Origin of the sequence: Ruegeria sp. THAF57, from assembly GCF_903914075.1 — a bacterium.
Lineage (GTDB): Bacteria > Pseudomonadota > Alphaproteobacteria > Rhodobacterales > Rhodobacteraceae > Ruegeria.
In genome coordinates, this window is sequence record NZ_CAIWNQ010000004.1 from 311,244 (window position 1) to 335,641 (window position 24,398).

Annotated in this window: 27 protein-coding genes and 1 other RNA gene; 12 read left to right on the forward strand and 16 right to left on the reverse strand. The window is 55.1% G+C overall.

The features are described 5' to 3' along the window. Window positions 1-76: 76 nt before the first annotated feature. The 10 genes from RUESEDTHA_RS20890 to RUESEDTHA_RS12870 form a co-directional block, all read right to left on the reverse strand. On the reverse strand, window positions 77-205 hold the full coding sequence (locus RUESEDTHA_RS20890; protein ID WP_255431721.1) for a hypothetical protein: 129 nt from the start codon (window positions 203-205) through the stop codon (window positions 77-79). A 90-nt stretch (window positions 206-295) separates the two neighbouring features. After that, the gene (rseP, locus tag RUESEDTHA_RS12830) at window positions 296-1,648 is read right to left on the reverse strand and encodes an RIP metalloprotease RseP (protein WP_180887219.1); all 1,353 of its coding nucleotides are present in this window, start codon (window positions 1,646-1,648) and stop codon (window positions 296-298) included. Between the two features lie 4 nt (window positions 1,649-1,652). Further along, complete coding sequence (gene dxr / locus RUESEDTHA_RS12835; protein ID WP_180887220.1) at window positions 1,653-2,825, reverse strand: 1-deoxy-D-xylulose-5-phosphate reductoisomerase; 1,173 nt, start codon at window positions 2,823-2,825, stop codon at window positions 1,653-1,655. Beyond that, a complete protein-coding gene (locus tag RUESEDTHA_RS12840; protein WP_180887221.1) occupies window positions 2,825-3,607 on the reverse strand; it encodes a phosphatidate cytidylyltransferase in 783 nt (260 codons plus the stop codon). Before RUESEDTHA_RS12840 ends, dxr begins: the two co-directional genes overlap by 1 nt. Then, window positions 3,604-4,335: an isoprenyl transferase gene (locus RUESEDTHA_RS12845; protein ID WP_180887222.1), complete on the reverse strand. Its 732-nt coding sequence runs from the start codon at window positions 4,333-4,335 to the stop codon at window positions 3,604-3,606. Before RUESEDTHA_RS12845 ends, RUESEDTHA_RS12840 begins: the two co-directional genes overlap by 4 nt. A 7-nt stretch (window positions 4,336-4,342) precedes the next feature. Beyond that, a complete protein-coding gene (gene frr / locus RUESEDTHA_RS12850) occupies window positions 4,343-4,906 on the reverse strand; it encodes a ribosome recycling factor (protein WP_180887223.1) in 564 nt (187 codons plus the stop codon). 185 nt (window positions 4,907-5,091) lie between these two features. Next, on the reverse strand, window positions 5,092-6,087 hold the full coding sequence (gene acuI / locus RUESEDTHA_RS12855) for an acryloyl-CoA reductase (protein WP_180887224.1): 996 nt from the start codon (window positions 6,085-6,087) through the stop codon (window positions 5,092-5,094). Window positions 6,088-6,132: 45 nt separating this feature from the next. Then, complete coding sequence (locus tag RUESEDTHA_RS12860) at window positions 6,133-7,236, reverse strand: dimethylsulfoniopropionate demethylase (protein WP_180887225.1); 1,104 nt, start codon at window positions 7,234-7,236, stop codon at window positions 6,133-6,135. 12 nt (window positions 7,237-7,248) lie between these two features. Continuing rightward, a complete protein-coding gene (locus tag RUESEDTHA_RS12865; protein WP_171121379.1) occupies window positions 7,249-7,953 on the reverse strand; it encodes a DUF1326 domain-containing protein in 705 nt (234 codons plus the stop codon). Between the two features lie 4 nt (window positions 7,954-7,957). Beyond that, the gene (locus RUESEDTHA_RS12870) at window positions 7,958-8,749 is read right to left on the reverse strand and encodes a DUF2182 domain-containing protein (protein WP_255431723.1); all 792 of its coding nucleotides are present in this window, start codon (window positions 8,747-8,749) and stop codon (window positions 7,958-7,960) included. 85 nt (window positions 8,750-8,834) lie between these two features. Here RUESEDTHA_RS12870 and RUESEDTHA_RS12875 point away from each other — a divergent pair, with 85 nt between their 5' ends. The 7 genes from RUESEDTHA_RS12875 (at window position 8,835) to RUESEDTHA_RS12905 (ending at window position 13,580) form a co-directional block, all read left to right on the forward strand. After that, window positions 8,835-9,566 carry a FadR/GntR family transcriptional regulator gene (locus RUESEDTHA_RS12875; RefSeq protein ID WP_180887226.1) on the forward strand — a complete coding sequence of 244 codons (732 nt, stop codon included), beginning with the start codon at window positions 8,835-8,837 and terminating at the stop codon, window positions 9,564-9,566. A gap of 10 nt (window positions 9,567-9,576) precedes the next feature. Next, complete coding sequence (locus RUESEDTHA_RS12880; RefSeq protein ID WP_180887227.1) at window positions 9,577-9,939, forward strand: DUF4345 family protein; 363 nt, start codon at window positions 9,577-9,579, stop codon at window positions 9,937-9,939. A gap of 37 nt (window positions 9,940-9,976) precedes the next feature. Further along, window positions 9,977-10,323, forward strand: a transfer-messenger RNA (tmRNA) gene (ssrA, locus tag RUESEDTHA_RS12885). A 94-nt stretch (window positions 10,324-10,417) separates the two neighbouring features. After that, window positions 10,418-10,849: an ester cyclase gene (locus RUESEDTHA_RS12890; RefSeq protein ID WP_180887228.1), complete on the forward strand. Its 432-nt coding sequence runs from the start codon at window positions 10,418-10,420 to the stop codon at window positions 10,847-10,849. Window positions 10,850-10,979: 130 nt separating this feature from the next. Further along, entirely contained in the window at window positions 10,980-11,795 is an 816-nt protein-coding gene (locus tag RUESEDTHA_RS12895; RefSeq protein WP_180887229.1) for a sulfurtransferase/chromate resistance protein, read from the forward strand. Continuing rightward, window positions 11,792-13,045 (forward strand): chromate efflux transporter, encoded by a 1,254-nt coding sequence (chrA, locus tag RUESEDTHA_RS12900; RefSeq protein WP_180887230.1) that lies wholly within the window; start codon window positions 11,792-11,794, stop codon window positions 13,043-13,045. The genes RUESEDTHA_RS12895 and chrA overlap by 4 nt, the downstream gene beginning before the upstream one ends. Window positions 13,046-13,121: 76 nt before the next feature. Further along, window positions 13,122-13,580 carry an SspB family protein gene (locus tag RUESEDTHA_RS12905; protein ID WP_180887231.1) on the forward strand — a complete coding sequence of 153 codons (459 nt, stop codon included), beginning with the start codon at window positions 13,122-13,124 and terminating at the stop codon, window positions 13,578-13,580. A 17-nt stretch (window positions 13,581-13,597) separates the two neighbouring features. Here the strand turns inward: RUESEDTHA_RS12905 and RUESEDTHA_RS12910 are convergent, their stop codons facing one another. Continuing rightward, complete coding sequence (locus tag RUESEDTHA_RS12910; protein WP_180887313.1) at window positions 13,598-14,134, reverse strand: hypothetical protein; 537 nt, start codon at window positions 14,132-14,134, stop codon at window positions 13,598-13,600. 234 nt (window positions 14,135-14,368) lie between these two features. Here RUESEDTHA_RS12910 and fumC point away from each other — a divergent pair, with 234 nt between their 5' ends. From fumC to RUESEDTHA_RS12930, 4 genes are all read left to right on the forward strand, one after another. Then, the gene (gene fumC, locus RUESEDTHA_RS12915; protein ID WP_180887232.1) at window positions 14,369-15,763 is read left to right on the forward strand and encodes a class II fumarate hydratase; all 1,395 of its coding nucleotides are present in this window, start codon (window positions 14,369-14,371) and stop codon (window positions 15,761-15,763) included. Beyond that, complete coding sequence (locus tag RUESEDTHA_RS12920; RefSeq protein ID WP_180887233.1) at window positions 15,763-15,939, forward strand: DUF4169 family protein; 177 nt, start codon at window positions 15,763-15,765, stop codon at window positions 15,937-15,939. Before fumC ends, RUESEDTHA_RS12920 begins: the two co-directional genes overlap by 1 nt. Then, window positions 15,936-16,151: a ribbon-helix-helix domain-containing protein gene (locus tag RUESEDTHA_RS12925; RefSeq protein WP_180887234.1), complete on the forward strand. Its 216-nt coding sequence runs from the start codon at window positions 15,936-15,938 to the stop codon at window positions 16,149-16,151. Before RUESEDTHA_RS12920 ends, RUESEDTHA_RS12925 begins: the two co-directional genes overlap by 4 nt. 67 nt (window positions 16,152-16,218) lie before the next feature. Beyond that, window positions 16,219-16,818, forward strand: a complete 600-nt coding sequence (locus RUESEDTHA_RS12930; RefSeq protein ID WP_180887235.1) for a DNA-3-methyladenine glycosylase I — start codon at window positions 16,219-16,221, stop codon at window positions 16,816-16,818. Window positions 16,819-16,830: 12 nt separating this feature from the next. Here the strand turns inward: RUESEDTHA_RS12930 and RUESEDTHA_RS12935 are convergent, their stop codons facing one another. The 4 genes from RUESEDTHA_RS12935 to RUESEDTHA_RS12950 all read right to left on the reverse strand — a co-directional run bounded on the left by RUESEDTHA_RS12935 (window position 16,831) and on the right by RUESEDTHA_RS12950 (window position 21,161). Then, window positions 16,831-17,712, reverse strand: a complete 882-nt coding sequence (locus RUESEDTHA_RS12935) for a fructose bisphosphate aldolase (RefSeq protein WP_180887236.1) — start codon at window positions 17,710-17,712, stop codon at window positions 16,831-16,833. A gap of 72 nt (window positions 17,713-17,784) precedes the next feature. Then, on the reverse strand, window positions 17,785-19,134 hold the full coding sequence (locus tag RUESEDTHA_RS12940; protein WP_180887237.1) for a cytochrome P450: 1,350 nt from the start codon (window positions 19,132-19,134) through the stop codon (window positions 17,785-17,787). Continuing rightward, a complete protein-coding gene (locus RUESEDTHA_RS12945; RefSeq protein WP_180887238.1) occupies window positions 19,131-20,345 on the reverse strand; it encodes a hypothetical protein in 1,215 nt (404 codons plus the stop codon). The genes RUESEDTHA_RS12940 and RUESEDTHA_RS12945 overlap by 4 nt, the downstream gene beginning before the upstream one ends. Before the next feature lie 63 nt (window positions 20,346-20,408). Then, window positions 20,409-21,161: a cytochrome c biogenesis CcdA family protein gene (locus RUESEDTHA_RS12950; RefSeq protein ID WP_180887239.1), complete on the reverse strand. Its 753-nt coding sequence runs from the start codon at window positions 21,159-21,161 to the stop codon at window positions 20,409-20,411. 105 nt (window positions 21,162-21,266) lie between these two features. Here RUESEDTHA_RS12950 and RUESEDTHA_RS12955 point away from each other — a divergent pair, with 105 nt between their 5' ends. Next, window positions 21,267-21,500: a sulfurtransferase TusA family protein gene (locus RUESEDTHA_RS12955; RefSeq protein WP_180887240.1), complete on the forward strand. Its 234-nt coding sequence runs from the start codon at window positions 21,267-21,269 to the stop codon at window positions 21,498-21,500. Between the two features lie 54 nt (window positions 21,501-21,554). On the opposite strand, the gene RUESEDTHA_RS12960 is transcribed toward RUESEDTHA_RS12955, so the two are convergent. Further along, window positions 21,555-24,323, reverse strand: coding sequence for an Rne/Rng family ribonuclease (locus RUESEDTHA_RS12960; protein WP_180887241.1), 2,769 nt, complete (start codon window positions 24,321-24,323; stop codon window positions 21,555-21,557). Between the last annotated feature and the right edge of the window lie 75 nt (window positions 24,324-24,398).

The following is a 24,398-nucleotide window of genomic DNA, read 5'->3' on the forward strand; positions in this document are numbered from 1 at the left end:
GAAATCTTGTCAAAAGCCCAAAAAGTAAAGCGACCCAGAAGGTCGCCAACTGTTGTTTTTCAGTGAAATGCGAGAATCACATCGTGATCAGGTAAGCGCATCCAAACATCGCCAAAGCGGTCGCGCCGAAGAACAGGATCGAGTCCCAGTTCAACAGGAATAGGAAGCTGAAGCTTTTATACGACTTTTGCAGGGCCCGTGTCATGGCATCCTCTGAAACAATCATCCAATTGCCATAGAGATTACCCATAAATTGAGGCGGAAATGCGGCCTTTCCGCGCCGAACGCGCCACAATCAGCAGAACAAATCGTTGGATACCGAGAAAAGCATCAAGCCCAAGATCAACGAAACCCCGACACCCATGAGCACGCGCAGTACACCATCGCTGGGTGGCTTGCCTGCAACCGCCTCGTAAGCGTAGAAAACCAGATGCCCGCCATCCAGAGCCGGGATCGGAAACAGGTTCAGAAGACCAACGGCCGTCGACAACACCGCTATGAAAAAGATGAAGTTCTGCGCGCCTTGGCTTGCCATCGCCCCTGAGGTCTCAGCAATTCCGATAGGCCCTGACATGTTACACGTACTGATAGCACCTGTAACCATATGCCAAATCCCCGAAAGGGATCCTTCAACGATCCGAATTGTCTGCCTTACGCCACCAGAAAGGGAATCGCCTATACCCGCCGGTTCCGTCGCTGGTTCCAGCATCATGCCGCCGACAATCCCGATCCGCCAATGGGTGACAAAACCGCCGTCCGGCTGAGGTTCGTCAGTTCGACGTGGTGCCAGCGCAAATTCCAACTCGGCCCCGTCGCGCCATACGTCCAGCAAAAGAACCTTGCCGTCAGAGGCTTCCACGTGGTCCTTCAACTGCTCGAACGCAAAGATCGGCTCACCGTCAACCGCAGTGATGACGTCACCCTGCTTCAGGTCGATATCCATTGCGGCGCTGCGCGGGGCCACCTGCTGGATTAGCGGAGGCATCAGCCAGGGGGCGGAAACGTCCAATGTCTGACCATCTCTGACGACCGTGTAGTCCAGCACAGGTTCAACGGGCAGCGCCTCCAAGAACTCGGACCAGACCCCCTCTTCTCCAAATTCGGGAAGTGGAACGCCTGCAATGGCGATGATCTCATCCCCGTCACGAAGCTCCTGAACTGTACCCGGCAAGGGTGCGAGTGCGCCAACCGTCAACGGCTCTTTCGTTACGCCCTGAGACAGGAAGATCATTCCAAAAACCAAGATGGACATGGCGAAATTGAAAATCGGTCCGGCAGCCACCGTCGCCGCTCGCGCCCAAAGCGGTGCGCCATGCATCGTTCTGCGCAACTCTTCCGGGCTTTGCTGCGTGATCTCGGACATGGCGGTTTCGTCCTTGCCCGATGCCGCATTGGCGTCTCCCAGAAATTTCACATATCCGCCAAAGGGTAGCGCCGCGATCTGCCACCGTGTTCCACGCTTGTCGACTCGGCTCCAGAGGACCGGGCCAAACCCGATCGAAAATACCTCGGCGTGGATACCTGACCACCGACCTACGATATAGTGGCCGTATTCATGCACCGCCACGATCACCGACAACGCAATGACAAACGCAACAATGGTGTAAACTAGATTACCGAATTGGGGGATCAGTGAAAGTAAGTCCAAAATTCTATCCTGCGCGTTGGGCTACGGTTTCATCTACCCACTTACGTGCCAGATGGTCCGTTTGCAGCACGTTATCAAGTGTCAAAGGGGCATCAATAAGGCTGCTTTCAGCCTCTGCCCTGTCCAGAGCGGTTTCGACGATGTCAGCCATTTCCAAAAAGCCGATCTTGCGGTCGATAAAGTGATCCAGCGCCCGTTCCTTGGCCGCATTGAAGATTGCGCCTGACAACCCGCCCCGCTCCATCACATGACGCGCCAGCCTTAGGGCCGGGTATCGTGCCTCGTCGGGGTCGTGGAACCGAATTTGACCCAATTTTGCAAGGTTCAACCGATCAACCGGCAGGTCGCGTCGGTCCGGCCAATTTAAGGCGTATCCTATGGCATGGCGCATATCAGGCGCACCCATATGGGCCATGACCGCGCCATCAGTAAATCCCACCAAGGCGTGCACAATGGATTCGGGATGAACCAACACTTCGATCTTAGATGGTGCGATACCGAAGAACTCTTTCGTCTCAATCAGTTCAAGGGCTTTGTTGAACATCGACGCACTGTCGATGGTAATCCTTTGGCCCATATTCCAGTTTGGGTGGCTTGACGCTTGTTCGACCGTGGCGCTTGCCAAATCGCTAAGGGGCCAGTCGCGAAATGCCCCGCCGCTTGCCGTTATGATGATACGTTCGACGGCCTGCATATCCTCGCCAACCAGAGCCTGAAACACGGCAGAGTGTTCGCTGTCGACCGGCAGAAGCTTTGCGTCATGCTTGCGCGCTGTCTCAAGCACAAGAGCGCCTGCGCAGACCAGAGTTTCCTTGTTGGCAAGCGCAAGAGTTGCGCCTTGCTTCAGTGCCTCAAGACCCGGCGGAAGGCCTGCCGAACCGACGATGGCCGACATAACCCAGTCTGCCGGACGCGCGGCTGCTTCGGCCAGAGCTTGCGGCCCGGCGGCCGCTTCAATACCGCTGCCTGCCAATGCGTCGCGAAGATCGCCCAGCCTGTCCTCGTGGGCTGTCACAGCCAAGTCGGCGTTCAAACGACGCGCGTCCTTGGCAAGCTGTTCAATACTGGCGCCCCCAGTAAGTGCAACGACGTCATATGCAGACGGGTCCCTGCCAATCAGGTCTATCGTGTTTTGACCGATGGAACCCGTCGCGCCAAAAATTGAAACTTTGCGCATTACATTGCACCCGGAGTGTAAATCAGACCGGCAATCAACACGAACAACGCGGCCCCCATCATCCCATCGAAGCGATCCAGAAAACCACCATGGCCGGGGATAAGGTTCGAGCTGTCCTTTACTCCGAACTTACGTTTGGTGGCGCTTTCTATGATATCTCCGGCCTGACTTGCCATCGAAGCGAGTATCGAGACTAATACGAACAAGACGCCAAATCCGGCATAGAGGGCAAAAATAGTCCCGACCAACGCAGCGGCAACCCACCCGCCGGCGGTGCCCGACCACGTTTTCTTAGGGCTGACTTTCGGCCAGAATTTCGGGCCGCCAAATGCCTTGCCGACGAAATAACCCGCAACATCTGTGGCGACCACGACGGCAATCAGCCAGACCATCCAGCCAAAGCCCATGTTTTCGCGGATTGAGATGAACCCGAGGCCCGCAGCCGCAATCCACGCGGCAAACAGTGCATATGTCCCCTTGGCGCGACTGATCTGCCCCGCCCCGACAAGGGCCGGTGCCAGCAGGAACGGCAACTTATAAAGCGGCGGCACGTGGTAACTTAGGACAACGGCCACACCCGTCAGGATAGACAATTGCACAGCCACCGCAGTTCGATCCGGGTCAATCATCCGGACCAGTTCCCATGTCATCAGGCCACAGGCAATTGCGATGAAGGCTTCAAACCAAAGACCGCCCAGCCAAACCTCGATTGAGCCAATCGCGACAAGAACCGCCGCTGACAGGACGCGCGCCGTCAGGTCAGACCATCGGCCTTCGCTCATGCTGAAATTGCTCCGAACCGGCGCTCTCGCGTCCCGAAATTGCGGCACAAACGCTCGAGTTCCTCGGCGGTGAAATCAGGCCACAGCGTGTCGATAAACTCATATTCCGAGTAAGCGGATTGCCACAGAAGGAAATTGGAAATCCTTGCTTCACCGCTTGTGCGAATAACAAGGTCAGGATCTGGAAGAACATGTGTGTCCAGATACTTGGGCAGGGTTTCCTCATCCACATCTTCCGGTTTCAGACGCCCTTCCGCGACATCCTTTGCCAGACGTTTCGTGGCCCGTGCAACCTCATCCCGACCGCCATAATTGATGGCAATGGTCAAGTGTACCAGATCATTGTTCTTGGTGGCGTCTTCCAGAGTATCCATCAGGTCGATTAGCTTTCGATCCAGACGAACGCGATCACCGATAAACCGAACCCGCACCCCATTGTTGGTCAGGTTTCGTGTTTCATTGATGATATAGCGTCGGAACAGGCTCATCAGACCGGCAACTTCTGCCTGTGTGCGTTTCCAGTTTTCGGTCGAGAACGCAAAGACGGTTAGATATTTGACTCCCAGCCCCGGGCACGCTTCGACCACGTCACGCACTCGGCGCGCGCCTGCCTGATGCCCGAACAAGCGCGGCCTGCCCCGTGCCTGGGCCCAGCGACCGTTGCCATCCATAATTATGGCAACGTGACGAGGGCCATCCACTGGTACAGTATGTGCGGTGTCGGGCATTGTGGCGTCAAACCTGCATGATTTCAGACTGTTTCGTCTCAAGCGCGGCGTCGACGGACTTGATCATCTCATCGGTCAGGTCCTGAACTTCGCTTTCCCAGAACTTCTGGTCGTCTTCGGACATTCCGTCAGCCTTGGCCTTCTTGATTTGGTCCATACCGTCACGGCGCACATTGCGGATCGAGACCCGTGCATGTTCCGCATACTGTCCCGCGACCTTACCAAGTTCGCGGCGACGTTCTTCGTTCAATTCGGGGATCGGCAGCATAATGATCGTGCCGTTCAGTTGAGGGTTAATTCCCAACCCGCTTTCACGAATGGCCTTTTCGACTTTGCCAACCAGACCTTTGTCCCACACGTTCACCGTAACCATACGGGGTTCGGGAACGTTTACCGTGCCAACCTGGTTGATTGGGGTCATCGAGCCATAGGCGTCAACCATTACCGGCTCCAGCATCGACGCTGACGCGCGACCAGTTCGCAGCGACGCAAACTCGGTTCTGAGGTTGGACATGGCGCCATCCATGCGGCGCTTTAGATCGTCAGTGTCCAGTTCGAAATCGTCAGACATGCTGCTCACTCCCCGTCTTCAGGTGCTATTTGCTAGGCTCATAAGACATCACGGTTGGGATGTATAGCAATGATGATGGGGAAATGCGTCAATGACCAGAGTTGTTTCCGGTATTTTCGAGTTCTTCAGAAGGCAAAAAGACCGACCGGTCCACTGACCAGTCGGTCCCCAGGAAGACTTCGGGATCAGGCGTTTACGTCTACAACAACACGCCCTTTAACCTGCCCTTTGAGGATATCGCCCCCCAATTGTGGCAGATCATTCAACGTGGCGGGCTGAATCATCGCATCAAGCTTGTCCATCGGCAGGTCGGTTGCCACCCGTTGCCACGCACGCACGCGGTTTTCGTAAGGCTGCATCACACTGTCGATGCCCAAAAGGTTCACGCCCCGCAACAAGAACGGAATGACCGAGGCTGGAAGCCCCGCCCCACCGGCCAGACCAACCGCTGCAACGGATGCCCCGTACTTCATCTGACCCAGAACACGCGCCAGCATCTCGCCGCCTACTGCGTCGACGCATCCTGCCCAAGTTTCGCTCTCCAATGGGCGTTTGACAGTCTCATTCAGATCCTCACGCGGGACGATAGTGGTCGCACCCAGTGATTTGAGGTATTCGCCCGCTTCGGGGCGGCCCGTAACGGCTGCGACCTTATATCCGAGATTGGAAAGAATTGCGGTCGCGACAGACCCGACACCACCAGCGGCGCCAGTCACCAAAACAGGTCCGTTACCGGGTGTCAGGCCGTGGTCTTCCAGCGCCATTACGGCCAGCATGGCCGTGAATCCCGCAGTACCAACCGCCATCGCCTGCTGTGTGTTTAGTCCGTCGGGCAAAGGCACCAGCCAATCGGCCAAAGCGTTGGCCTTTTGCGCATACCCGCCCCAATGAGCTTCGCCGACGCGCCAGCCGGTTGAAACCACTTTGTCACCAGGTTTGTAGCGATCGTCGGTCGAAGATTCGACTGTACCGCTGTAATCGACGCCGGGCACGTGAGGATAGTTTCTGACCAGTCCGCCGCCCTTTGCAGACAAGCACAGGCCGTCCTTGTAGTTCACGGTAGAATATTCGACAGCCACGGTGACTTCACCGTGAGGCAGGTCATCAGTCGAAAGCTGCTTTATCGAGGCGCTTGCAAGCCCGCTTTCTTCGTCCTTATCCATAACCAACGCGTTAAACATATGATTTCCTTTCATTTCTTGTGTGCTGCACGTCTGGCGACGTGATCAAATCCAGAATTTTTCCTGAACGACGGCGCGGCGTGTTCCTTGCGGTGTTTCAACCATGACTTCAGTTCCCGCGTCCCAATGGCTCAGCCGGAGCATCCCAATCGACACGTTTGTCTGGAAGTCAGGGGACCATGCGGCCGAGGTCACCTGCCCTACCCGTTTTCCGTCGGCCAAAATCGGCCACGTGCCACGACAGGCAGGTACCGGGTCTCCGTCGATTGCCAGGGGCCGAATTTGCTGAACCGGACCTTCCTTGGCCACGCGCAACAAAGCGTCCCGTCCGATGCAACCGATGGCCGTATGCGTGTTGCAGAATTTGCCCAAGCCACATTCATGCGGCGTGTTGTCGTCTGTCATGTCATTGCCGTACGACAGCAAACCGCCTTCGATACGTTCAATAAGGTTCGGACATCCCGCACGAACGTTCAGGTCTTTTCCTGCCTCGAACAAGGCGTTCCACAACGGCATCCCGATGTCAGACCCTTCGACATAAATCTCGAACCCACCCTGTTTGGAATACCCCGACCGGGCCACGGCCAGATCGCGCCCTTGAAAGTCGAACATGTCGAACTTGAAAAACCGGACGTCCCGAATGCGATCACCAAAGACTCGTGACATCAATTCGTCTGCCTTGGGGCCTTGCACTGCAAGCGGCGACACGTCTGGCTCATCAACGAGCACGTCCAGACGATATCCGTTCGCGATGCCCTTGACCCATAGCAGCAAATCGCTGTCCGCAATCGAGATCCACCAGCGATCTTCAGACAGTTTCACTGCGACGGGATCATTCAGCATCCCGCCGGTTTCATCCACGATGGGAACATAGAAACATTGTCCCGGAAGCATGCCTCGCAGATCACGCGGAGTCAGCATCTGCATCAGTCGCGTCGCCTCTGGCCCCCGCAGTTCCACCTGCCGCTCGCATGAGACATCCCATACCTGAACATGAGTTTTCAGATGTCGGTAATCGTCCTCGACGGATTCGAAAACCGTTGGCAAAAGCATGCGGTTGTAAACCGTGTATGCCTTGACACCCGCAGCCTCAACGCCTTCGGAAAAAGGGGTACGGCGCAAACGACGGGAAAGCGAAATCTGTGCCATTGCAAATCCTCGCTACTTGGGGCCGTGCCAGTCGATCGGGCAGATTTCCGCAGACTTTCCACCAAAGTCCCAGACCCGGCCATAATCGCGCACCTTGGACTTTGTCCCGCGGGCGACAATGATGTCCGGACCCATCCAGTATTTGGAATTGGAAACCATGACCGGATGGTCGGCATCTTTGCCTGCCATCATTTCGATCTCGCCCTGAATTTTGCGGCCAATCGAGATGCGGCGTTTGTTCCCGTCACGCTCAATTTGAACCGGGGCGCGTTCTGCACCGATTATTTCGCTCACCAACATGGTGAACAGACCGGTCGTGCCACCCGCCTGGCCGCTGAAGATTTGCAGCAAGCCGTTATAAGCTTTTCCGCTGGAGCGTTCGTCCACGTAAGCGGCGACTTTCCACTGGCCTTCGCCCATTCGACCCGGAATATCGACCAACAGCCCGACATTCAGCCCCGAGAGGTCTTCGCCTTCATAGTGACCTTCGTCGATGATCACGCCCATCCATGCATGGCAGTGCCCTTCCGTCGGAGGGTGCGCCCCCAGGGATACGACGCATGGGCAGAACACATCGCAGGAACAGTTCAGTATCAGTTCGCCCTTGATCGCCCAATCTGTCGGGCTCATTTCGCGCCGCTTTGGATTGGGCATACGGCTGTCGATGCGCTGGCTGATCGGTAAACGGTCAGCGTCTTGTTTTCTGTTTTTAGCCATATACTTATCCTCCGTAAGCAAAAGGGAAAACGAGCAGAACAAGACCGCCCGCTATCAGAGCAAACCCCAGCGGCCGCGTCACAGCGTGCCCGATCTGAGGTAGTTTTTCGAAAACCATGAACAGTGTCGCCAAGCCCATCCACAACAGGCTCATCACGCCGCCGACAAACCCAAGCGCCATGAAGCCCCAACAGCATCCCACGCAAAACGCGCCCAGGCCCAGCCCCATGCGCACCCCGCCGGAAAACCCTGTTTTCCAATGGCCCAGGAAATAGGTCATCGGGGCGTGGCACACACCATGGCAAACTTCTTTTGCGCGGGTGAACTGGAACGCTCCGACGGCGATAAGGAGCCCGGCAGCGAGTATGTTGGACTTGGAGATCCCCAGCATATCAACCACACCGCCATACAGAAGAGCAAGCTGCACACCGGTGATGAGCGCGGCAAAGCCGACCCAAACGAGAAAATAGCCGCTAAGAACGCCAAGCCATCCCGCGCGCGTACCGTCAGCGCTGCGGATCAGGTCATCATAACTGCGCAAGGTTGGAACCAGCGTGGGCAGCATCATGGCCGCCATCATAATCGCCCACATCCAGAAAAGGGGGCCGAACTCGGCCATGGGCATGTACATATCCATGCGCGGGTCCATGGCTGCCATCGCCTGACCCATCGGACCCGGGCGACCAATCCAGTCAAGGTCCATGTCACGGCTCATGGTGAACATCATCCACCACGCCCACAGGATCAAAGCATAGAAGCCCAGCCAAAAGCCGTTACGTAGAACTGCGCGACTCACTTGTGCCTCCCGACTCAATCCTTGCTTTTCAAATGTCAGACTTTTAAATGTCAGACAAATAAAAATTAGAAAAATGTCTAAGATTATGAAAATCGACCCTCAAAAACCTGTAGATCTGTCCGCGCAGATTGCTCAGGCTATCCGTGACGCGATCGTCTCAGGGCAGTTGATCGTTGATGAGCGGTTGCCGTCCGAAGCGGAACTTGCCGATCAATTTCAGGTTTCGCGCCCGACCGTCCGCGAAGCCCTTAAACGCCTTGCTGCACAGTCTCTGATCCGAACGCAGCGCGGCGCGACCGGTGGGGCCTTTGTCAATCGTCTAAGCTTTGAAGACGCGTATTCGCAGCAAATCACGACATCGACCCTTTTGCTGTCTATGAACGCCGTAGATTTCGATACTGCTTGTGAGGCACGCTATGCGCTGGAACGCGCTTGCGCGCCTTTGTCGGCGCAGCGTCGAACAGCGGATCAATTGGCAACGATGCGAGCCGAAATTTTCCGACAAGAACAACCCGGCCTTACGGATGAAGCATTCTGCGCCTCTGATGTGGCCTTCCATCGTGCGCTGGTCGACGGCGCAGGAAATCCGGTTCTGTCCTATCAATTGGCGGGCGCGGTTGAGGCGATGCAGCCTTTGATGAACATGATTACCTTCACGGCAAGATCACGCGAAGAGATCATCTCGCTGCACAGCCGGATCGTGGATGCTCTGCAAGAAAGAGAGCCCGACATTGTTGATGAAACGCTCGTAAAACTTGAAAACTATACCCGAAAGCTGGCGCAGGATGTCGCTGACCGGCGCAAAAAAGCTGTTTAACGAGGGCATGATGACCACAGGACTTAATGTAGTTGCCGCGATCCTGACAATCGGTTTCGGCTTGTTTGGATTCCTTGCCCCTGCCTTTACTGCTGCCTCGCTGGATTTGGCACCAACCGACAGCAATATGGGGCTGAGCGAAATGCGCGCCTCGGTCGGAGGGCTGTTTGTCGTGACCGGTGCAGTGGTTTTGCTGCTGAATAATCCAATGGGCTATGTGATGCTGGGTGTCGTCTATGCGGGTGCCGCACTGGGGCGGTTCGTATCGGTTGTGCTCGACAATCCACCACTGGTCAAGGCACTGACCTTCGGTGGAATCGAATTGGTGCTGGCGTTGTGGCTGATCCTCGCGAACTTCAACAAGGCCACCTAATTATTTAAAATTTATAAGAAAGACTGCAGGCGTTTCCCCGTTTGCATCCGGGCGTATGCTAACTTATATAGGAAGAGTCCTTCGGGACTATGGACATAAACGCGCTCGTAATAAGCGGATCGGACCCGGGGGCGGTACCCGGCGGCTCCACCAAAATCTCTCGTTTGGGGATCATGGGGCCGAAATAGGATCGACGAACGTCTAAAGGGGTTAGCTTTGTCTCGGCTGTCTGCCACCGTTACCGGCGAAAATAGTACAATTGCAAACGACAATCGTGCTCCGGTTGCAGTTGCTGCGTAAGCAGTAACAAGACCGAAACTTAAGCCCTTGCGCCTAGCCGCGTAAGGCGGGGTTCGCAGGTACCTGGCAACAGAAACCTGCATTTTCCCAAATTCACTCCGGAAGTCTTCTGTTCTTATGTTCAGAGTTTATTCACTGATTGCAGCGATGCTCTGTTCATAATGACAGGAGAACCGAGATGTCGCATGCAGAAGTGCTCAGAGAGTGGTATTCGGAGGTTTGGGAAAACGGCAATACCGACGCAATCGACCAATATTTTGCCCCGGAGACCATGGCCGAGGGGCTGATCCCGGAAATGCAGGTCGGCGCGGATGAATTTCGCGATCTGGTTATGGCATTTCGGCATATTCTCGGCGACATACAGGTCGACATTCCCAAGGTTATCGAAGATGGTGATTGGGTTTCGGCCATTCTGCATGTCAGGACAACCCGGGCCGACAACGGTGCCCCGCTTCAGGCGACCGGAAGCATGATCGGGCGTATCAAAAACGGGCGCGTCGTTGAGGCATACAACCAGTTTGACTTTATTTCACTGTTCGAGCAGCTCGGCCAATTTCCACAAGATACCCTGCCCGTCTGCATGACAGGACAAAGGCTGGATTGGGCCTGAGAGTCCCGGCAAGAAATCTTGACCCCCCTGTCCCATGCGCTGTAGCAAGGGGCATGGGGTAAGATTGCGAACGCCCCGTGAGGCGCAAGCCCAAGTTTCGCATGTATCCGACCAACACAGGAAACATGCTATGCCCGCGCCCAATTCGATAACCTCCAAGCAACTGTTGCGATTGATCGGAACACCTCAAGCCCCGGTGTTGGTCGACATTTGTGTCGATGAAGATTTTCAGACGGACCCTTTCCTGATACCGGGATCGTTCCGCCGTTCTGCCCGTGATTTTGACAGCGTGAAAGAGGCCGTTGACGACAGCCCTGCTGTGATTATCTGCCAAAAGGGCAAAAAACTCAGCCAAGGTGTTGTTTCCTGGTTGCGAAGTGAGGGGGTAGATGCCGAGTATCTGGACGGCGGGATGCATGCGTGGCGGGAAACACCAGATGCGCCGCGGATCCCCGCATCAACTCTCACTGGATTGGGGGGTGAGAATACTCTTTGGGTCACGCGACATCGGCCAAAGATTGATCGTATAGCCTGCCCCTGGTTGATCCGACGGTTTGTGGACCCCAAAGCGCGGTTTCTGTTTGTGGCCCCGAATGAGGTTCAGAGTGTTGCAGACGTTTTCGAAGCCACCCCCTTTGACGTGGAAAACGTGTTCTGGAGCCACCGTAACGACCAGTGCACCTTTGATACGATGCTGGATGAATTCGGCCTGCACACTCCAGCATTGGAACGGATGGCAACTGTTATTCGCGCGGCGGATACGAACCGTCATGACCTATCCCCCGAAGCCGCAGGATTGCTGGCGATCTCTGTCGGCCTGTCCCGGCAATACCGCGATGACCATCAGAACCTCTCGGCCGGACTGCAGCTTTATGATGCGATGTATCGCTGGGCACGCGATGGTTTCGAAGAGCGTCACGACTGGCCAACGGACAAGAAATCATGACGCCGACAATTACCGATTTGATCAGGGTTTTCGGGCGGATTGGGCTGTTGTCTTTCGGCGGGCCCGCGGCGCAGATTTCGTTGATGCATCAGGAATTGGTGGAAAAGCGCCCGTGGCTGGACGAGCAGACGTATCTTAGGGCGTTGTCCCTGTGCATGTTGCTGCCCGGGCCAGAAGCTATGCAGTTGGCCACATTCGCTGGATGGCGTCTTCGCGGGGTATCTGGCGGTCTGATCGCTGGTGGACTTTTCGTTCTGCCCGGGGCGTTTGTCATATCGGTTCTGGTTGGGCTCTACGCTGCGTTTGGCAATCTGCCTTTGGTTCAGGCCGGCTTTCTTGGCGTCAAGGCAACTGTAATCGTGATCGTGCTGCAGGCTTTGCATAAACTGTCACGCAAGGCTTTGTCGGACACCGAACATCGCATTATCGCCGGGTTGGGATTTCTGGCAATTTTTGCGTTGAACCTGCCTTTTCCGCTGATCATCCTGGCGGCCGCCGTTTGGGGATACGTGCGGGACAAAGGGACAGGTGCTTACGCGATCACCCCGCCGCCCGTTCCGGCGACGCATCCGGTTCGTACCTGCGTGATTTGGCTGGGCCTGTGGCTGACCCCTTTGTTCCTGCTGGGTTTAACAGGACAAAAACTGCTGAGTGATCTGGGTTGGTTCTTTGCCCGCCTTGCAGTTGTCACCTTTGGGGGCGCTTACGCAGTCCTTGCGTATATGACGCAGACAGTTGTGGACAAGTATCAGTGGATCAACACAGACCAGATGATTGACGCCCTCGGGCTCGCCGAGACAACCCCGGGACCCCTTATTCTGGTTACACAGTTTGTCGCCATGCTGACGGGCCAGATCGAAGGCGGAGCGTCATTGGCGATCGCGGCAGGTGTAGTCGCGCTTTGGGCAACATTCGTACCGTGTTTCCTCTGGATATTTCTGGCCGCACCGTACCTGGAACACTTGGCCGCGCGCCCACGACTATCCGCTGCCTTGCATGGGATAACGGCGGCCGTAGTGGGTGTGATTCTCAATCTGTCCGTTTGGTTTGGCCTTAATGTTCTGTTTGGCGAAATTTCGCAGAAACAACTGGGCATTGCCTCGGTTCCGTGGCCTGATCACTCCAGCCTGAATCCGTCGGCGGTAGTGCTGACAATGTTGGCTGGGGTGTTGATATTCAAACTAAAATTTGGCATGGGGCTGACGCTGGCGGTTATGGCTGCGGCTGGTATCGGGTTTCATTTTCTTTGAACAATCTGTGAATACGCGGCCTTTCGTTTCCGTTGGAATCCCTTATGCTTGGGGTAATTACTTTTGAGGATGGCACATGTCGCAGGACATTGATTATGGCAACTTGATGCACACCGCCATGCGCGGCCTTATCAAGACTGTTTTGACAGAAGTTTCCGAGCGAGGCCTGCCCGGTTCACATCATTTCTTTATCACTTTTGACACCGGCCACGATGGCGTCGAGCTGGCGGATTGGCTGCGCGAGCGTTACCCCGACGAAATGACTATCGTCATGCAGCATTGGTTCGAAAACCTCGAGGTGGGTGATAACGGATTCGCAATTACGCTGAACTTCGGGGATGCGCCAGAACCCCTTTATATTCCCTACGCGTCGATCAAGACATTTGTGGACCCGTCAGTCGAATTTGGCCTTCGCTTTGAAAGTCCGGAAGATGACGAAGAAGTGCCGCACGTCGCCGAGGAAACGATCGAGGTAGAAGAACCTCAGGACCAACATGATGCGGATGTTGTGTCGTTGGACAGCTTTCGGAAGTAACAACTCCCGGGCTTTTTCTACTGACGTTTTAGGAAGGTCTCCACCGACCGGGATTTGATCCCGTTTCGGAACCTCGAGAATGAAAGGTTTAGTCCGCCGTCGGCAAGTGTCCGATCAAACTGCTGAAGTTCGTATCCACCGTTTTCGTCAATAAACAACGAAAACACAGTCATAGTGTCCCCTTCGATCCGGCCCCAAACAAAGGGCTCGCCCTGCATCGGGTCCAATGGGACTTCGTGACCGAAGACATTCCGTCTCATTGCGGCAGAATAAACGTCCGACCGTTCGGATTCTTTGAAATCAATCGAAAAAGATTGCTCTTTCACACGGCCATCCGCTTTGTACGTCGTGGTTTTCCAACTGACATTGAAGCCGTCCTTGGTGGCTTGGATCGACACGCTCATATCACGCGGTGTTTCGCTGCCGTCCTGATCCACAACATTCGCCGATCCGACGTAATCGCCAACAAAATCTTCAATGTCTGCGGCGCGGGCCTGAAGGCTGAATAAGAAAACGAAAAGAGCGATGCCCGTGAAAAAGGCGAAGAATCTCAGGGGGTGAAGCCGTGTTAGTTGGGCCACCTTAACCTCCAAATTTATGATCTGTTTATCTTAGCCTACCCGGTGACACAGACAATGGCGCGAATTGTCATTGGTTCAAGAAAAATCAAGCACGCGCTTATCTATACCTTTCCTTTCCCTAAGTTTAAGGTGCGCGAAACTGGCCGATTGCATGGTGGCTCTGCTGCAGGTAAACGGCATACGATTGTATACACGACGGAGTGACCGATGTCTCAGACCCGCACCGAATCCGACAGCTTTGGCCCGCTGGAAGTCCCTTCTGACAAGTATTGGGGCGCGCAAACTCAGCGTTCGATCATGAACTTCCCGATTGGATGGGAAAAGCAACCCGTCGCCATCGTTCGCGCGCTTGGTGTGATCAAAAAAGCCTGTGCGATGGAAAACAAGGCGATCGGCAAGCTTGACGCCATGATCGCGGACGCTGTTATTCAGGCCGCTGGCGAAGTGATCGAGGGCAAGTTTGACGACAACTTTCCGCTTGTCGTATGGCAAACCGGGTCTGGTACGCAGTCCAACATGAACTCGAACGAGGTGATTGCGAACCGCGCGATCGAGATTTTGGGCGGCGTGATCGGCTCGAAGGATCCGGTTCATCCCAATGATCACTGCAATATGGGGCAATCGTCAAACGACACCTTCCCGACCGCGATGCACATCGCTACCGCCATGAGCGTGCGCGATGTTCTTCTGCCCGGACTGGAAAAGCTGGCCTCGGGGCTCGAGCAGAAGTCCAAAGAATTCGGTGATATTATCAAGATCGGGCGTACGCATACACAGGATGCAACGCCTCTGACTCTGGGTCAGGAATTCAGTGGGTATGCGCATCAAATTCGTCAGGGTATCGAACGGGTAAAGGCCGCGATGCCCGGAATTTATGAATTGGCACAAGGCGGTACGGCCGTCGGAACCGGCCTGAACACGCATGATGGCTGGAGCGAGGCCGTCGCTGCCAATATGGCCGAGATTACTGATCTGCCATTCGTCACTGCCCCCAACAAATTTGAGGCTTTGGCGTCGCACGATGCGATGGTCTTTCTGTCTGGTGCTTTGGCGACCATTGCGGGAAGCTGCTACAAAATCGCGAATGACATCCGGTTGCTGGGCTCTGGTCCGCGCTCGGGTCTGGGTGAACTGATCTTGCCTGAGAACGAGCCTGGATCGTCTATCATGCCGGGCAAGGTAAACCCAACGCAGGCCGAAGCGATTACCCAAGTTGCCGCCCATGTTATGGGCAATGACGCCGCAATCAAATTCGCGGGCAGTCAGGGGCATTTTGAACTGAACGTCTACAATCCAATGATGTCCTACAATCTGCTGCAATCCATTCAGTTGTTGGGCGACGCTGCCGACAGCTTTACCGAGCGCATGTTGATGGGCATCCAAGCCAACGAGCCTCGGATCGAAAAGTTGATGAAAGAATCTCTGATGCTGGTGACCGCTCTGGCCCCCACGATCGGGTATGACAACGCCACGACCGTCGCGAAAACGGCCCACAAAAATGGGACAACCCTCAAGGAAGAAGCGATCGCGCTTGGGTTTGTCGACGAAGAGACCTTTGACGCAGTGGTCCGTCCCGAGCACATGATCGGACCCAAAAGCTGATGGGAAAGCCGGTTAACCTCAACCGGTATCGTAAAGAAAAAGCGCGGGCTGAGAAAAAAGCCCGCGCGGATCAGAACTCTGTCGCATTCGGGCGAAGCAAGGCTGAAAAAGAAGTCTTGCAAAAACAACAGGAAAAGCAACGCTCGGACCTAGACAATCACGAGTTGGACAAATGAGCGGGCGTCCAGTCAAACGCTCACTGACGCTCAAGGGGCATCGGACATCCGTGTCGTTGGAGGATGAGTTTTGGCTGGCGTTTCGGGATATCGCCAAGTCAAAGAATACTCCAATCAATGCATTAGCTGCAGAAATTGATGTGGAGCGGGACCCAGATGTGGGGCTTGCATCGGCCATCCGCGTTTTCATTCTGAATTGGTACCGGTCCTGACGGAAAGCGGTTGAGTTTTGCGTACAAACCTTATTAGTGTTACCTGAGAACAAAAAGGGTACACGCAATGAGCAAGACCGTAGCTGGACCAGACGGTGAACCACGCTGTGCATGGTGTAACTCTGCGCCAGAGTTTTTTGACTACCACGATCAGGAATGGGGTTATCCGGTTGCGGACGACCAGCGGCTATTCGAAAAACTATGTCTAGAGAGTTTTCAGTCCGGCCTCAGTTGGCGCACGATCTTGTCCAAACGCGAGAACTTTAGAAAAGCGTTTAAACACTTTGATTTCAAACAGGTGGCTGAGTTTGATGAGGCTGATGTTAAACGCCTACTTCAGGACGAAGGGATCGTTCGCCATCGTGGAAAGATCGAAGCTGTTATCAACAATGCCCGGCGTGCTCAGGAACTGGTTGCTGCCGAAGGGTCTCTTGCCGCTTACGTCTGGAGGTTTGAGGCTGATACGCCGAAAAACCCGCAAACAGCTTCAACATCGCCAGAATCTATTGCGATGTCGAAAGACCTTAAGAAACGGGGGTGGAAATTTGTAGGGCCAACAACGGTGTTCGCCTTCATGCAGGCGATGGGTCTGGTGAACGACCACGCCGTTGGTTGCATCATGCGCGAAAAAGCGGCGCAGTTGCGCCGCGATTTCAATAAACCGTAAAGTTAGAATGCTTTAGACGGACGCCTTGAATATCTTGTCGATGTTCCCGCCCAAAGCCGCATTAAACTCAGCGTCGGACTGTTGCTTTGACAAACCTTCAGTCAACGCGCGTGAGAAAGACGCGATCATTTTACCATTCTGATCCAGCAGATCACAGGCTTGTTCGGTTGAGTATCCACCCGACAAGGCTACGACACGGACGACGCTTGGATGATCGGCCACTTCATCGTACAAGTTGGCCTGGCTGGGAATGGTCAGTTTAAGCATCACATCCTGCCCATCCTGCAACAGATCCAGATTCTTCAGGATTTCGTCTTTCAGGATATCCTCGGCTTCGGCCTTTGTTGCAGAGTTTATATTCACCTCAGGCTCAACAATCGGAACCATACCTGCGGCGACAACTTCACGGGCGACGTCGAACTGTTGGGCGACAACGGCCGCAATGCCTTCGGCGTTTGCTTCGTGAATGACCGAGCGTTCTTTGGTGCCAAACACACCGTCAGCTTTGGCCAGCGTGTCGGCGAGGCCCGGGATCGGCTTCATCATCTGAACGCCGTTCGCTTCGTCCTCTAACCCTTTGTCAATCTTCAGGAAAGGAACGATCCCTTTGACCGACCATAGGTAGTCGGCGACGGGGCGCCCGTCGATCTGTTCGGACAGAGTGCGCTCAAACAGGATTGCACCAATCACCTTGTCCTTGGTAAAATCATTACCCAGAATAATCCGCGCGCGCATCTTCTGGATTTCACCAAACATCTCTTCATCCGAAGAATAGTCCGATGCCTCTACCCCATAAAGCGCCAGTGCCTTGGGGGTTGAACCGCCACTTTGATCCAAAGCGGCAATAAAGCCCGCTCCGTTAGACATTTGTTCGCGCTGTTCAGATTTGGACATAAGACTTTCCCGTTCGAAATGATTCCGCTGTTTTCAACCGCATACAGCAAGGCGTCGGATGTTGATAGGCGTTTAGCGCTCACGCACGCGCAACCAAATCCCATCTTTTGATCTGACCGTAAGATGGGCAACGGGTACGGGTTCGCGCCCTTCAATCAGCTCAAAGCGGAAGGACTTCAGAAGCAACGACAACACCAAAGGCCCCTCGATCATCGCAAATCCGGCACCCGGGCAGACGCGCGCCCCCGCAGAGAAGGGAATAAAGGCATCCCTTTGACATGAGCGTCCGTTTTCGGTTTCCCATCGGGCCGGATCAAACGCGTCCGGGTTTTCCCACAATCGCTCGTGCCGGTGAAGATGCCAAGGACTGATAACTATTTGCGACCCTTCCACAACCTCTCGATCCCGGAACGTCACCGGGCAGGTATTCTCGCGGACCATCATCGGAACCGGCGGATATAATCGCAATGCTTCGCGAAACACATCCCGGCTGAGTTTCAGTCGGGGAATGGTCGTGAAGCCTTGGTCGGAAAGGCTGTGCGCTTCGTTGGCGACCTTGTCCTGCCAATCTGGGTACAGCGCCATCAGATAGAGGGTCCATGCCAATGCAGAAGCACTGGTTTCATGGCCGGCGAGGAAAAAGATTGCGACCTGATCCACCATTTCATCTTGCCCAAAGCATTTCCCCGTTGCCGGGTCGGGCGTGGTCATGATCTTGGTTGCCAGGTCGTTCGGGGCGCAACCAGCGGCGATTTGTTTCGCGCGGTCAGCCGTAAGCTGTTTGATCAGAAACCTGATCTCTTTGGCATTTCGTTTGGTTTTGGACGAATGAAATCGCGGCGCCCACTTTGGAAGCGGAAAAAGGGCTGCGAGGTTCAACAGAGGTTGCGCACGCTGATATCGTCGAAACTTATCAAATACTTCGGTTGCGATCTTGTGGTCAATCGGGACTGAAAACAGCGTCCTAAAGATGACATCCGCCGCCGCGTAACTGGTGAACTGTTCACATTCCAATTCAGTGCCCGCAAGAGGCCGCAACCGCTCGACCGCAGCATTCGCCGCGTCCAGCATTGCTGGATATGTGTCTTTCAACCGCCCCCCGTCAAACGCCGGGTCGATAATGCGCCTCTGGCGTTTCCAGGTTTCGCCGTTGGTCAGGAACACCGAATTCCCTAGCAACGGGCGAAGCCCTTCGCTGATCCGTTCCGATTTCGGAAACTGATCAGGCTGCTTTTTCAACACCTTATCAACAAGTTCGGGTTGGTTGATCAAGTATGATTTGAAGAACGGGGTTCGAAACTCTGCCATCCACGCTCGGTACAGACGATGCGGTTGTGCTGACAGGATATCTTTTCGAAAGAGTTTGAAGTAGCGCCAAAGTGACACCTTGTCGGGGCGCGAGACCGGCTTTGGCGGGGTCATGCCTGCACCGACCTGAATTTTGACACTGGTGCGTCTATCCGGGACTTTGAAGGCGCACGCCCTTCATATCTTTGCGCCAATGTCATTGGACCGGCGGTAATCCGGAAATAGTCATAGGTCCCCACCCGGTCGAACGCGCATAGGTACTGGAAGTGTAAACGAAAGAAACGCCACCGAAGTTCTTTCCAACGTTCTGCAGATAGCGTTTGCGTGAAGGCCGCCGACAGCACAAGTGGCCATTTCGACTTGTCTGTTCCGACCCCCGAAACCGCAACCGGATCGCAAAGCGCAAATGAGCATCCATCTCCGGGCGCCGAAACGTCCAGCCATGTAAGATCGTCCCGCTGAGACAGATAACGAAGGTCACTGCGCAATCCATGCGCATCAGGCAAAAAGGACACCATAGGAACGACCTGCCCCAATGTAAGAAACGAAAGCTCTGGCCCTTTTGCTGGTCGAGCTGTTGATCGCAAGACCTGCGCAAGCACACTAACTCCGAGATGCGCCCCTGAACTGTGTCCTACGACCAGAATTTCGTCGACATCTGCTTTTAGGGCTTCCGCTATCAGCATACCGAATTCTGACAGACGCGTTTCAAGGGCATCCGGCGTCACTCCTTTTTCAGAGGCCGAATAAGCGTAGTCGTGCATCAAGTAGTAAGCAAACAACCTGTTGTCTGCTTTTCGAAACCATCTCAACAGACCGTAGCCGAGCAGTGCCGCCGGCAGGATCGCGAACCAAGATGCAACTGGCAAGAGAATAGCCGTCAAAGCCCATGCTGCACCGAACGCCAGAAACAGTTGAAACAGCAGCATCGCCACGGGATACAGCGCGGCAATCACGGGGCCTTTTCGCAAACGCATCAGCCGCCAAAGGGTTCCGGTAGAGATGTAAACCCACGCGGTTTGAGCCAGTTGCAAGTAGGTCGCGAGGATCGAATTCGACATGCTTTCCCGAACGATGTCGGACCAGACCAGAACCTCAACATCGCTCTGGACTTGTGCACCATCCTGTTCCGAGCGCACATGCCAGCCGTATGGCCCCTCGCCCGACTTGGCGGATACGGATATTTCGTAACCCGAGAGTTTGGCCTGAACAGCGCTTTCCTTGCGGTACAGCTCACGATACCTGCGCGGATGGATCGGGTCATAACCGGGAATGTAGAACACCCGGCGTTTGCGTACCCGTGATTGTTTGGCCTGACTGCTCATGATCTTACCTTCTGCCACGTAAGTTACCGCAGCATTACCGACAAGGTAAGACAGATCAGGTCATCAACCGAAATTCGCCAGTGCTGGGAAGGCTTCCAGCAACCACCAACTGAATTCGGTAAACAAGCCGGTGATCAGCATGATGCCGACAAACAACAGCAAGCCCCCCATGACTTTTTCAATCGTCGCCATGTGCGGTTTGATTTTGTTCATCACTGTCATTGACCGGTTGAGGAACATCGCCGCCAGAAGGAAGGGAATTCCCAGCCCCGCCGCATAGACCCCCAACAGCAGCGTTCCACGCGCCACGGACGCCTCGGATGCAGCCAGGGAAAGGATCGCGCCCAATTGGGGACCAATGCAGGGCGTCCATCCAAAGGCAAACGCAAGACCCAGTATATAAGCACCAAAGACCGAGCCACCGGAATCACCGGTTTCGATACGGGCCTCTCGGTCAAGAAACGGAATTCGAAACACGTTCAGGAAATGCAAACCAAAGACAATGACCACAGCGCCGGACAGTTTGGTGAAAAGAACCTGATTCTGCAGCACAAACGCGCCAAAGGCAGACGCTGTGAAACCCAACAGCAGGAATACCGTTGAAAGGCCCAGAACAAAGAACAAGGCCGTCAGAGTCGCCTTGCGACGTGCCTGCGCCTGATCCTGCATGTCGTTGATGGACACGCCGCTCATATACGCCAGATACGGTGGTACAATTGGCAAAACGCAGGGTGACAAAAAGCTGATCAGGCCACCCAGCATCGCGATGAACATGGCAGGCAAAAGGCCCGCGTCTATGATGTCAATTCCGAACATGCTTCAGCACATATGTTATGACTCCGCCGACGTCACGGGGCAATTCGGTCACATCCTCGTGGTTGCATGCTGGACACCCGACAAAACTGGAAATATTTGATCTGTATGTCAGACACGCCGGAAACACTCGACGCACTGGGGCTGTTGTGCCCCCTGCCCGTGCTCAAAGCACGCAAGCGGTTGAAATCCATGCCGAAAGGGTCGTTGTTGCGCGTGTTGGCTGACGACCCCGCTGCAGTCGTTGATGTTCCTCACTTCTGTGTCGAAAGCGGCCATGTGCTTGTCTCGCAAGAGGTTTCAGACGGGCACCAAGTCTACGTTATTCAAAAGGCGGGCTGATAAAACCACGGCTTTCGAAGAAAAAAGGCGGGTCTTGAAACCCGCCTGATCTTGTTATTGTCCCAACGACCACCAACCACGTCGCTTGGGTTTGGCAGGATCGCTTGGTGCCTCAGGCTCTTCTGCAACCACTTCCAACACCGGCTCTGCGGCGGGTTTTTCCGGTTCTGGGTCCTGAGCAGGCTCTTCCGGTGCTTCCGCCACTGGCTCGGCAACCGGTTCGACAATCTCTTCGGAAACCGAGTCTGTTACTGACTCCGGTTCAACAGCGGTTTCCGCCTCGGTCACGGGTTCGCTCTCAGCAACCAAAGGTTCGGTCGTTTCGGTGTCCGCCGTTTCTTCTGGCTTTTCATTGCTGCTGTCCGACGCCTGACTTTCCTCAGAAGCTTCAGCCGTTTCGGGATCTTTTTTCTTGCGGCGGGGTGAACGGCGGCGTTTTGGTTTAGCCGGTTTTTCTTCTTCGGCCGCGTCATCTGCAACAGCTTCTGCTTCCGCCTCACCTGAAGATTCAGCCGATTCTTCTTCGCCTTCTTCTCCATTCACCTCAGGTGCGTCACCTGAATTGTTGCTCTTCTTACGACGGCGACGACGTCGCTTGCGCTTGGGTTTTGTCTCATCTTCCGCCTGAGGAGCTTCGTCCTCAACCTGCTCTTCGTCAGAAGCATCCACAAGGTCCATCAATGAGGCATCTACGGAAACAACCGGGGCACTCGCCTCGGGCACAATGCGGCTCGCTGTCTTGAACTTCTCCAACGAGAAGTCAGGGCTGACCAGATGCACGTCCCCTTCGATCCGAACGGACAGGCCATACCGGGCTTCGATTTGGGCGATGTGCTCGCGCTTTTGGTTCATCAGGAAGTTTGCGATACTCACCGGGCAGCGCACAAGTACCTCACGCGACCGGCGGCGTGTGCCCTCTTCTTCGATCTGGCGCAAAATGGTCAACGCCATATTATCGTCCGAGCGGATCAGGCCAGTGCCATGGCAGGACGGGCAAGGCTGCGTCGTTGCCTCCAACATTCCGGGGCGTAGACGCTGACGGCTCATCTCCAACAAGCCAAAGCCGGAAATCCGGCCAACCTGAATGCGCGCGCGGTCGGTTTTCAGCTTGTCTTTTAGACGCTTTTCAACAGCTGTGTTGTTCTTGCGCTCGTCCATGTCGATAAAGTCGATGACGATCAGACCAGCCAAGTCGCGCAGGCGCAATTGCCGCGCCACTTCTTCGGCCGCTTCAAGGTTGGTCTTAAGCGCGGTGTCCTCGATCGAGCCTTCCTTAGTCGCCCGGCCCGAGTTCACGTCAATCGCAACCAATGCCTCGGTCACGCCGATCACGATATAGCCACCAGATTTCAACTGAACGGTCGGATTGAACATCCCCGCCAGATAGCTTTCCACCTGATAGCGCGCGAACAGAGGCAGCGCGTCCTCGTACCGTTTCACGTTCTTCGCGTGCGACGGCATGATCATCTTCATGAAGTCCTTGGCGATCCGGTAACCGGCTTCACCTTCAACCAGAACTTCGTCGATGTCGCGGTTATACAGGTCGCGGATCGACCGCTTGATCAGATCGCCTTCTTCATAAATTTTCGCCGGTGCGATGGACTTCAATGTCAACTCGCGGATTTGTTCCCACATCCGCTGAAGATATTCATAGTCGCGCTTGATTTCGGACTTGGTGCGCTTGGCTCCAGCCGTTCGAATAATTAGCCCTGCGCCAGTTGGCACATCGATCTCGGCTGCGATTTCCTTCAGCTTCTTTCGGTCGGGCGCATTCGTGATTTTCCGGCTGATCCCGCCGCCGCGTGCTGTGTTGGGCATCAAAACGCAATAACGACCGGCCAAAGACAGGTACGTCGTCAGGGCAGCGCCCTTGTTTCCACGCTCTTCCTTGACGACCTGAACCAACAGGACCTGGCGAACCTTGATAACCTCTTGGATTTTGTAACGACGCGGCCGCGGTTTACGCGGAGGCCGAATGTCCTCACTGTCATCCTCATCCGCAACGGATTCGATCGAATCGTCTTTGGCGGCCGCGTCTGCACGGGCCTCTGCCTCGTCCGTATCTTCCTTGGTTTCGCCTTCGTCTGACGTCTGCTCAGCAGCTTCGGCAGTGGGGGTAGCATCGCCCGCATCTTCTTCACCGGAGTCACCGTCCGAGCTGTCCTCGGCGGCACCTTCTGAAGTTGGCGTTTCGACGGCTGAATCCGCTTCTTGGGTGTCTGATTCCTCGTCAGCCGCGCTTACAACGCCTTCGCCTGACGCGTTTTCAGATGCGTCCGGCGCGTCGTCAACGGGCTCCTCAACGGGTGTTTCGGCAACGCGATCTGCAGGGGACGTCCCCTCCGGCACATCAAGATCGGGACTTTCTTCCCCATCGCCGAGGTCAATTGTCTCCATCCCGGAAGGCTCGTTCGAAACATCAAGCGTTTCGACCGCATCATCGGTTTTTACGTCTGCAGCTTTGGTCCGAGAGCGCGAGCGACGTTTCTTAGGCTTGGATTCCTCCGCCTCATCGCGTGCTTTCAACGCTTCCGCATAAGCCCGCTCTTCTTCCATCAACGCTTCACGGTCAGCGACAGGAATCTGGTAATAATCCGGATGGATCTCTGAAAACGCAAGAAACCCGTGGCGATTGCCACCGTAGTCAACGAACGCAGCCTGCAGGGATGGTTCGACCCGCGTTACTTTTGCAAGATAGATGTTGCCAGCAAGCTGGCGTTTGTTTTCGGATTCAAAATCGAACTCCTCGACCTTGTTTCCGTCGACCACCACAACGCGGGTTTCCTCCGCGTGGGTGGCATCGATAAGCATTTTCTTAGCCATGTGTCCTTGGTGCACCGCGCCAAACGCGTTGTCCTGACCCGTCCGGGTGGACAGGCGCTTTTGGGGTGGTGTCTT

Excerpts from the sequence above, each read along its gene's own strand:
- RUESEDTHA_RS12950 (WP_180887239.1), bottom strand. The coding sequence starts at position 21,161 with ATGTTCGGAATTGACATCATAGACGCGGGCCTTTTGCCTGCCATGTTC.
- dxr (WP_180887220.1), bottom strand. The coding sequence starts at position 2,825 with ATGCGCAAAGTTTCAATTTTTGGCGCGACGGGTTCCATCGGTCAAAAC.
- RUESEDTHA_RS12845 (WP_180887222.1), bottom strand. The coding sequence starts at position 4,335 with ATGCCCGACACCGCACATACTGTACCAGTGGATGGCCCTCGTCACGTT.
- chrA (WP_180887230.1), top strand. The coding sequence starts at position 11,792 with ATGACGCCGACAATTACCGATTTGATCAGGGTTTTCGGGCGGATTGGG.
- RUESEDTHA_RS12940 (WP_180887237.1), bottom strand. The coding sequence starts at position 19,134 with ATGACCCCGCCAAAGCCGGTCTCGCGCCCCGACAAGGTGTCACTTTGG.
- RUESEDTHA_RS20890 (WP_255431721.1), bottom strand. The coding sequence starts at position 205 with ATGACACGGGCCCTGCAAAAGTCGTATAAAAGCTTCAGCTTCCTATTC.
- RUESEDTHA_RS12960 (WP_180887241.1), bottom strand. The coding sequence starts at position 24,323 with ATGGCTAAGAAAATGCTTATCGATGCCACCCACGCGGAGGAAACCCGC.
- RUESEDTHA_RS12905 (WP_180887231.1), top strand. The coding sequence starts at position 13,122 with ATGTCGCAGGACATTGATTATGGCAACTTGATGCACACCGCCATGCGC.
- RUESEDTHA_RS12840 (WP_180887221.1), bottom strand. The coding sequence starts at position 3,607 with ATGAGCGAAGGCCGATGGTCTGACCTGACGGCGCGCGTCCTGTCAGCG.
- RUESEDTHA_RS12865 (WP_171121379.1), bottom strand. The coding sequence starts at position 7,953 with ATGGCTAAAAACAGAAAACAAGACGCTGACCGTTTACCGATCAGCCAG.
- RUESEDTHA_RS12930 (WP_180887235.1), top strand. The coding sequence starts at position 16,219 with ATGAGCAAGACCGTAGCTGGACCAGACGGTGAACCACGCTGTGCATGG.
- RUESEDTHA_RS12925 (WP_180887234.1), top strand. The coding sequence starts at position 15,936 with ATGAGCGGGCGTCCAGTCAAACGCTCACTGACGCTCAAGGGGCATCGG.
- RUESEDTHA_RS12955 (WP_180887240.1), top strand. The coding sequence starts at position 21,267 with ATGTCAGACACGCCGGAAACACTCGACGCACTGGGGCTGTTGTGCCCC.
- RUESEDTHA_RS12880 (WP_180887227.1), top strand. The coding sequence starts at position 9,577 with ATGACCACAGGACTTAATGTAGTTGCCGCGATCCTGACAATCGGTTTC.
- RUESEDTHA_RS12920 (WP_180887233.1), top strand. The coding sequence starts at position 15,763 with ATGGGAAAGCCGGTTAACCTCAACCGGTATCGTAAAGAAAAAGCGCGG.
- RUESEDTHA_RS12890 (WP_180887228.1), top strand. The coding sequence starts at position 10,418 with ATGTCGCATGCAGAAGTGCTCAGAGAGTGGTATTCGGAGGTTTGGGAA.
- RUESEDTHA_RS12945 (WP_180887238.1), bottom strand. The coding sequence starts at position 20,345 with ATGAGCAGTCAGGCCAAACAATCACGGGTACGCAAACGCCGGGTGTTC.
- RUESEDTHA_RS12895 (WP_180887229.1), top strand. The coding sequence starts at position 10,980 with ATGCCCGCGCCCAATTCGATAACCTCCAAGCAACTGTTGCGATTGATC.
- fumC (WP_180887232.1), top strand. The coding sequence starts at position 14,369 with ATGTCTCAGACCCGCACCGAATCCGACAGCTTTGGCCCGCTGGAAGTC.
- frr (WP_180887223.1), bottom strand. The coding sequence starts at position 4,906 with ATGTCTGACGATTTCGAACTGGACACTGACGATCTAAAGCGCCGCATG.
- acuI (WP_180887224.1), bottom strand. The coding sequence starts at position 6,087 with ATGTTTAACGCGTTGGTTATGGATAAGGACGAAGAAAGCGGGCTTGCA.
- RUESEDTHA_RS12875 (WP_180887226.1), top strand. The coding sequence starts at position 8,835 with ATGAAAATCGACCCTCAAAAACCTGTAGATCTGTCCGCGCAGATTGCT.
- RUESEDTHA_RS12860 (WP_180887225.1), bottom strand. The coding sequence starts at position 7,236 with ATGGCACAGATTTCGCTTTCCCGTCGTTTGCGCCGTACCCCTTTTTCC.
- RUESEDTHA_RS12935 (WP_180887236.1), bottom strand. The coding sequence starts at position 17,712 with ATGTCCAAATCTGAACAGCGCGAACAAATGTCTAACGGAGCGGGCTTT.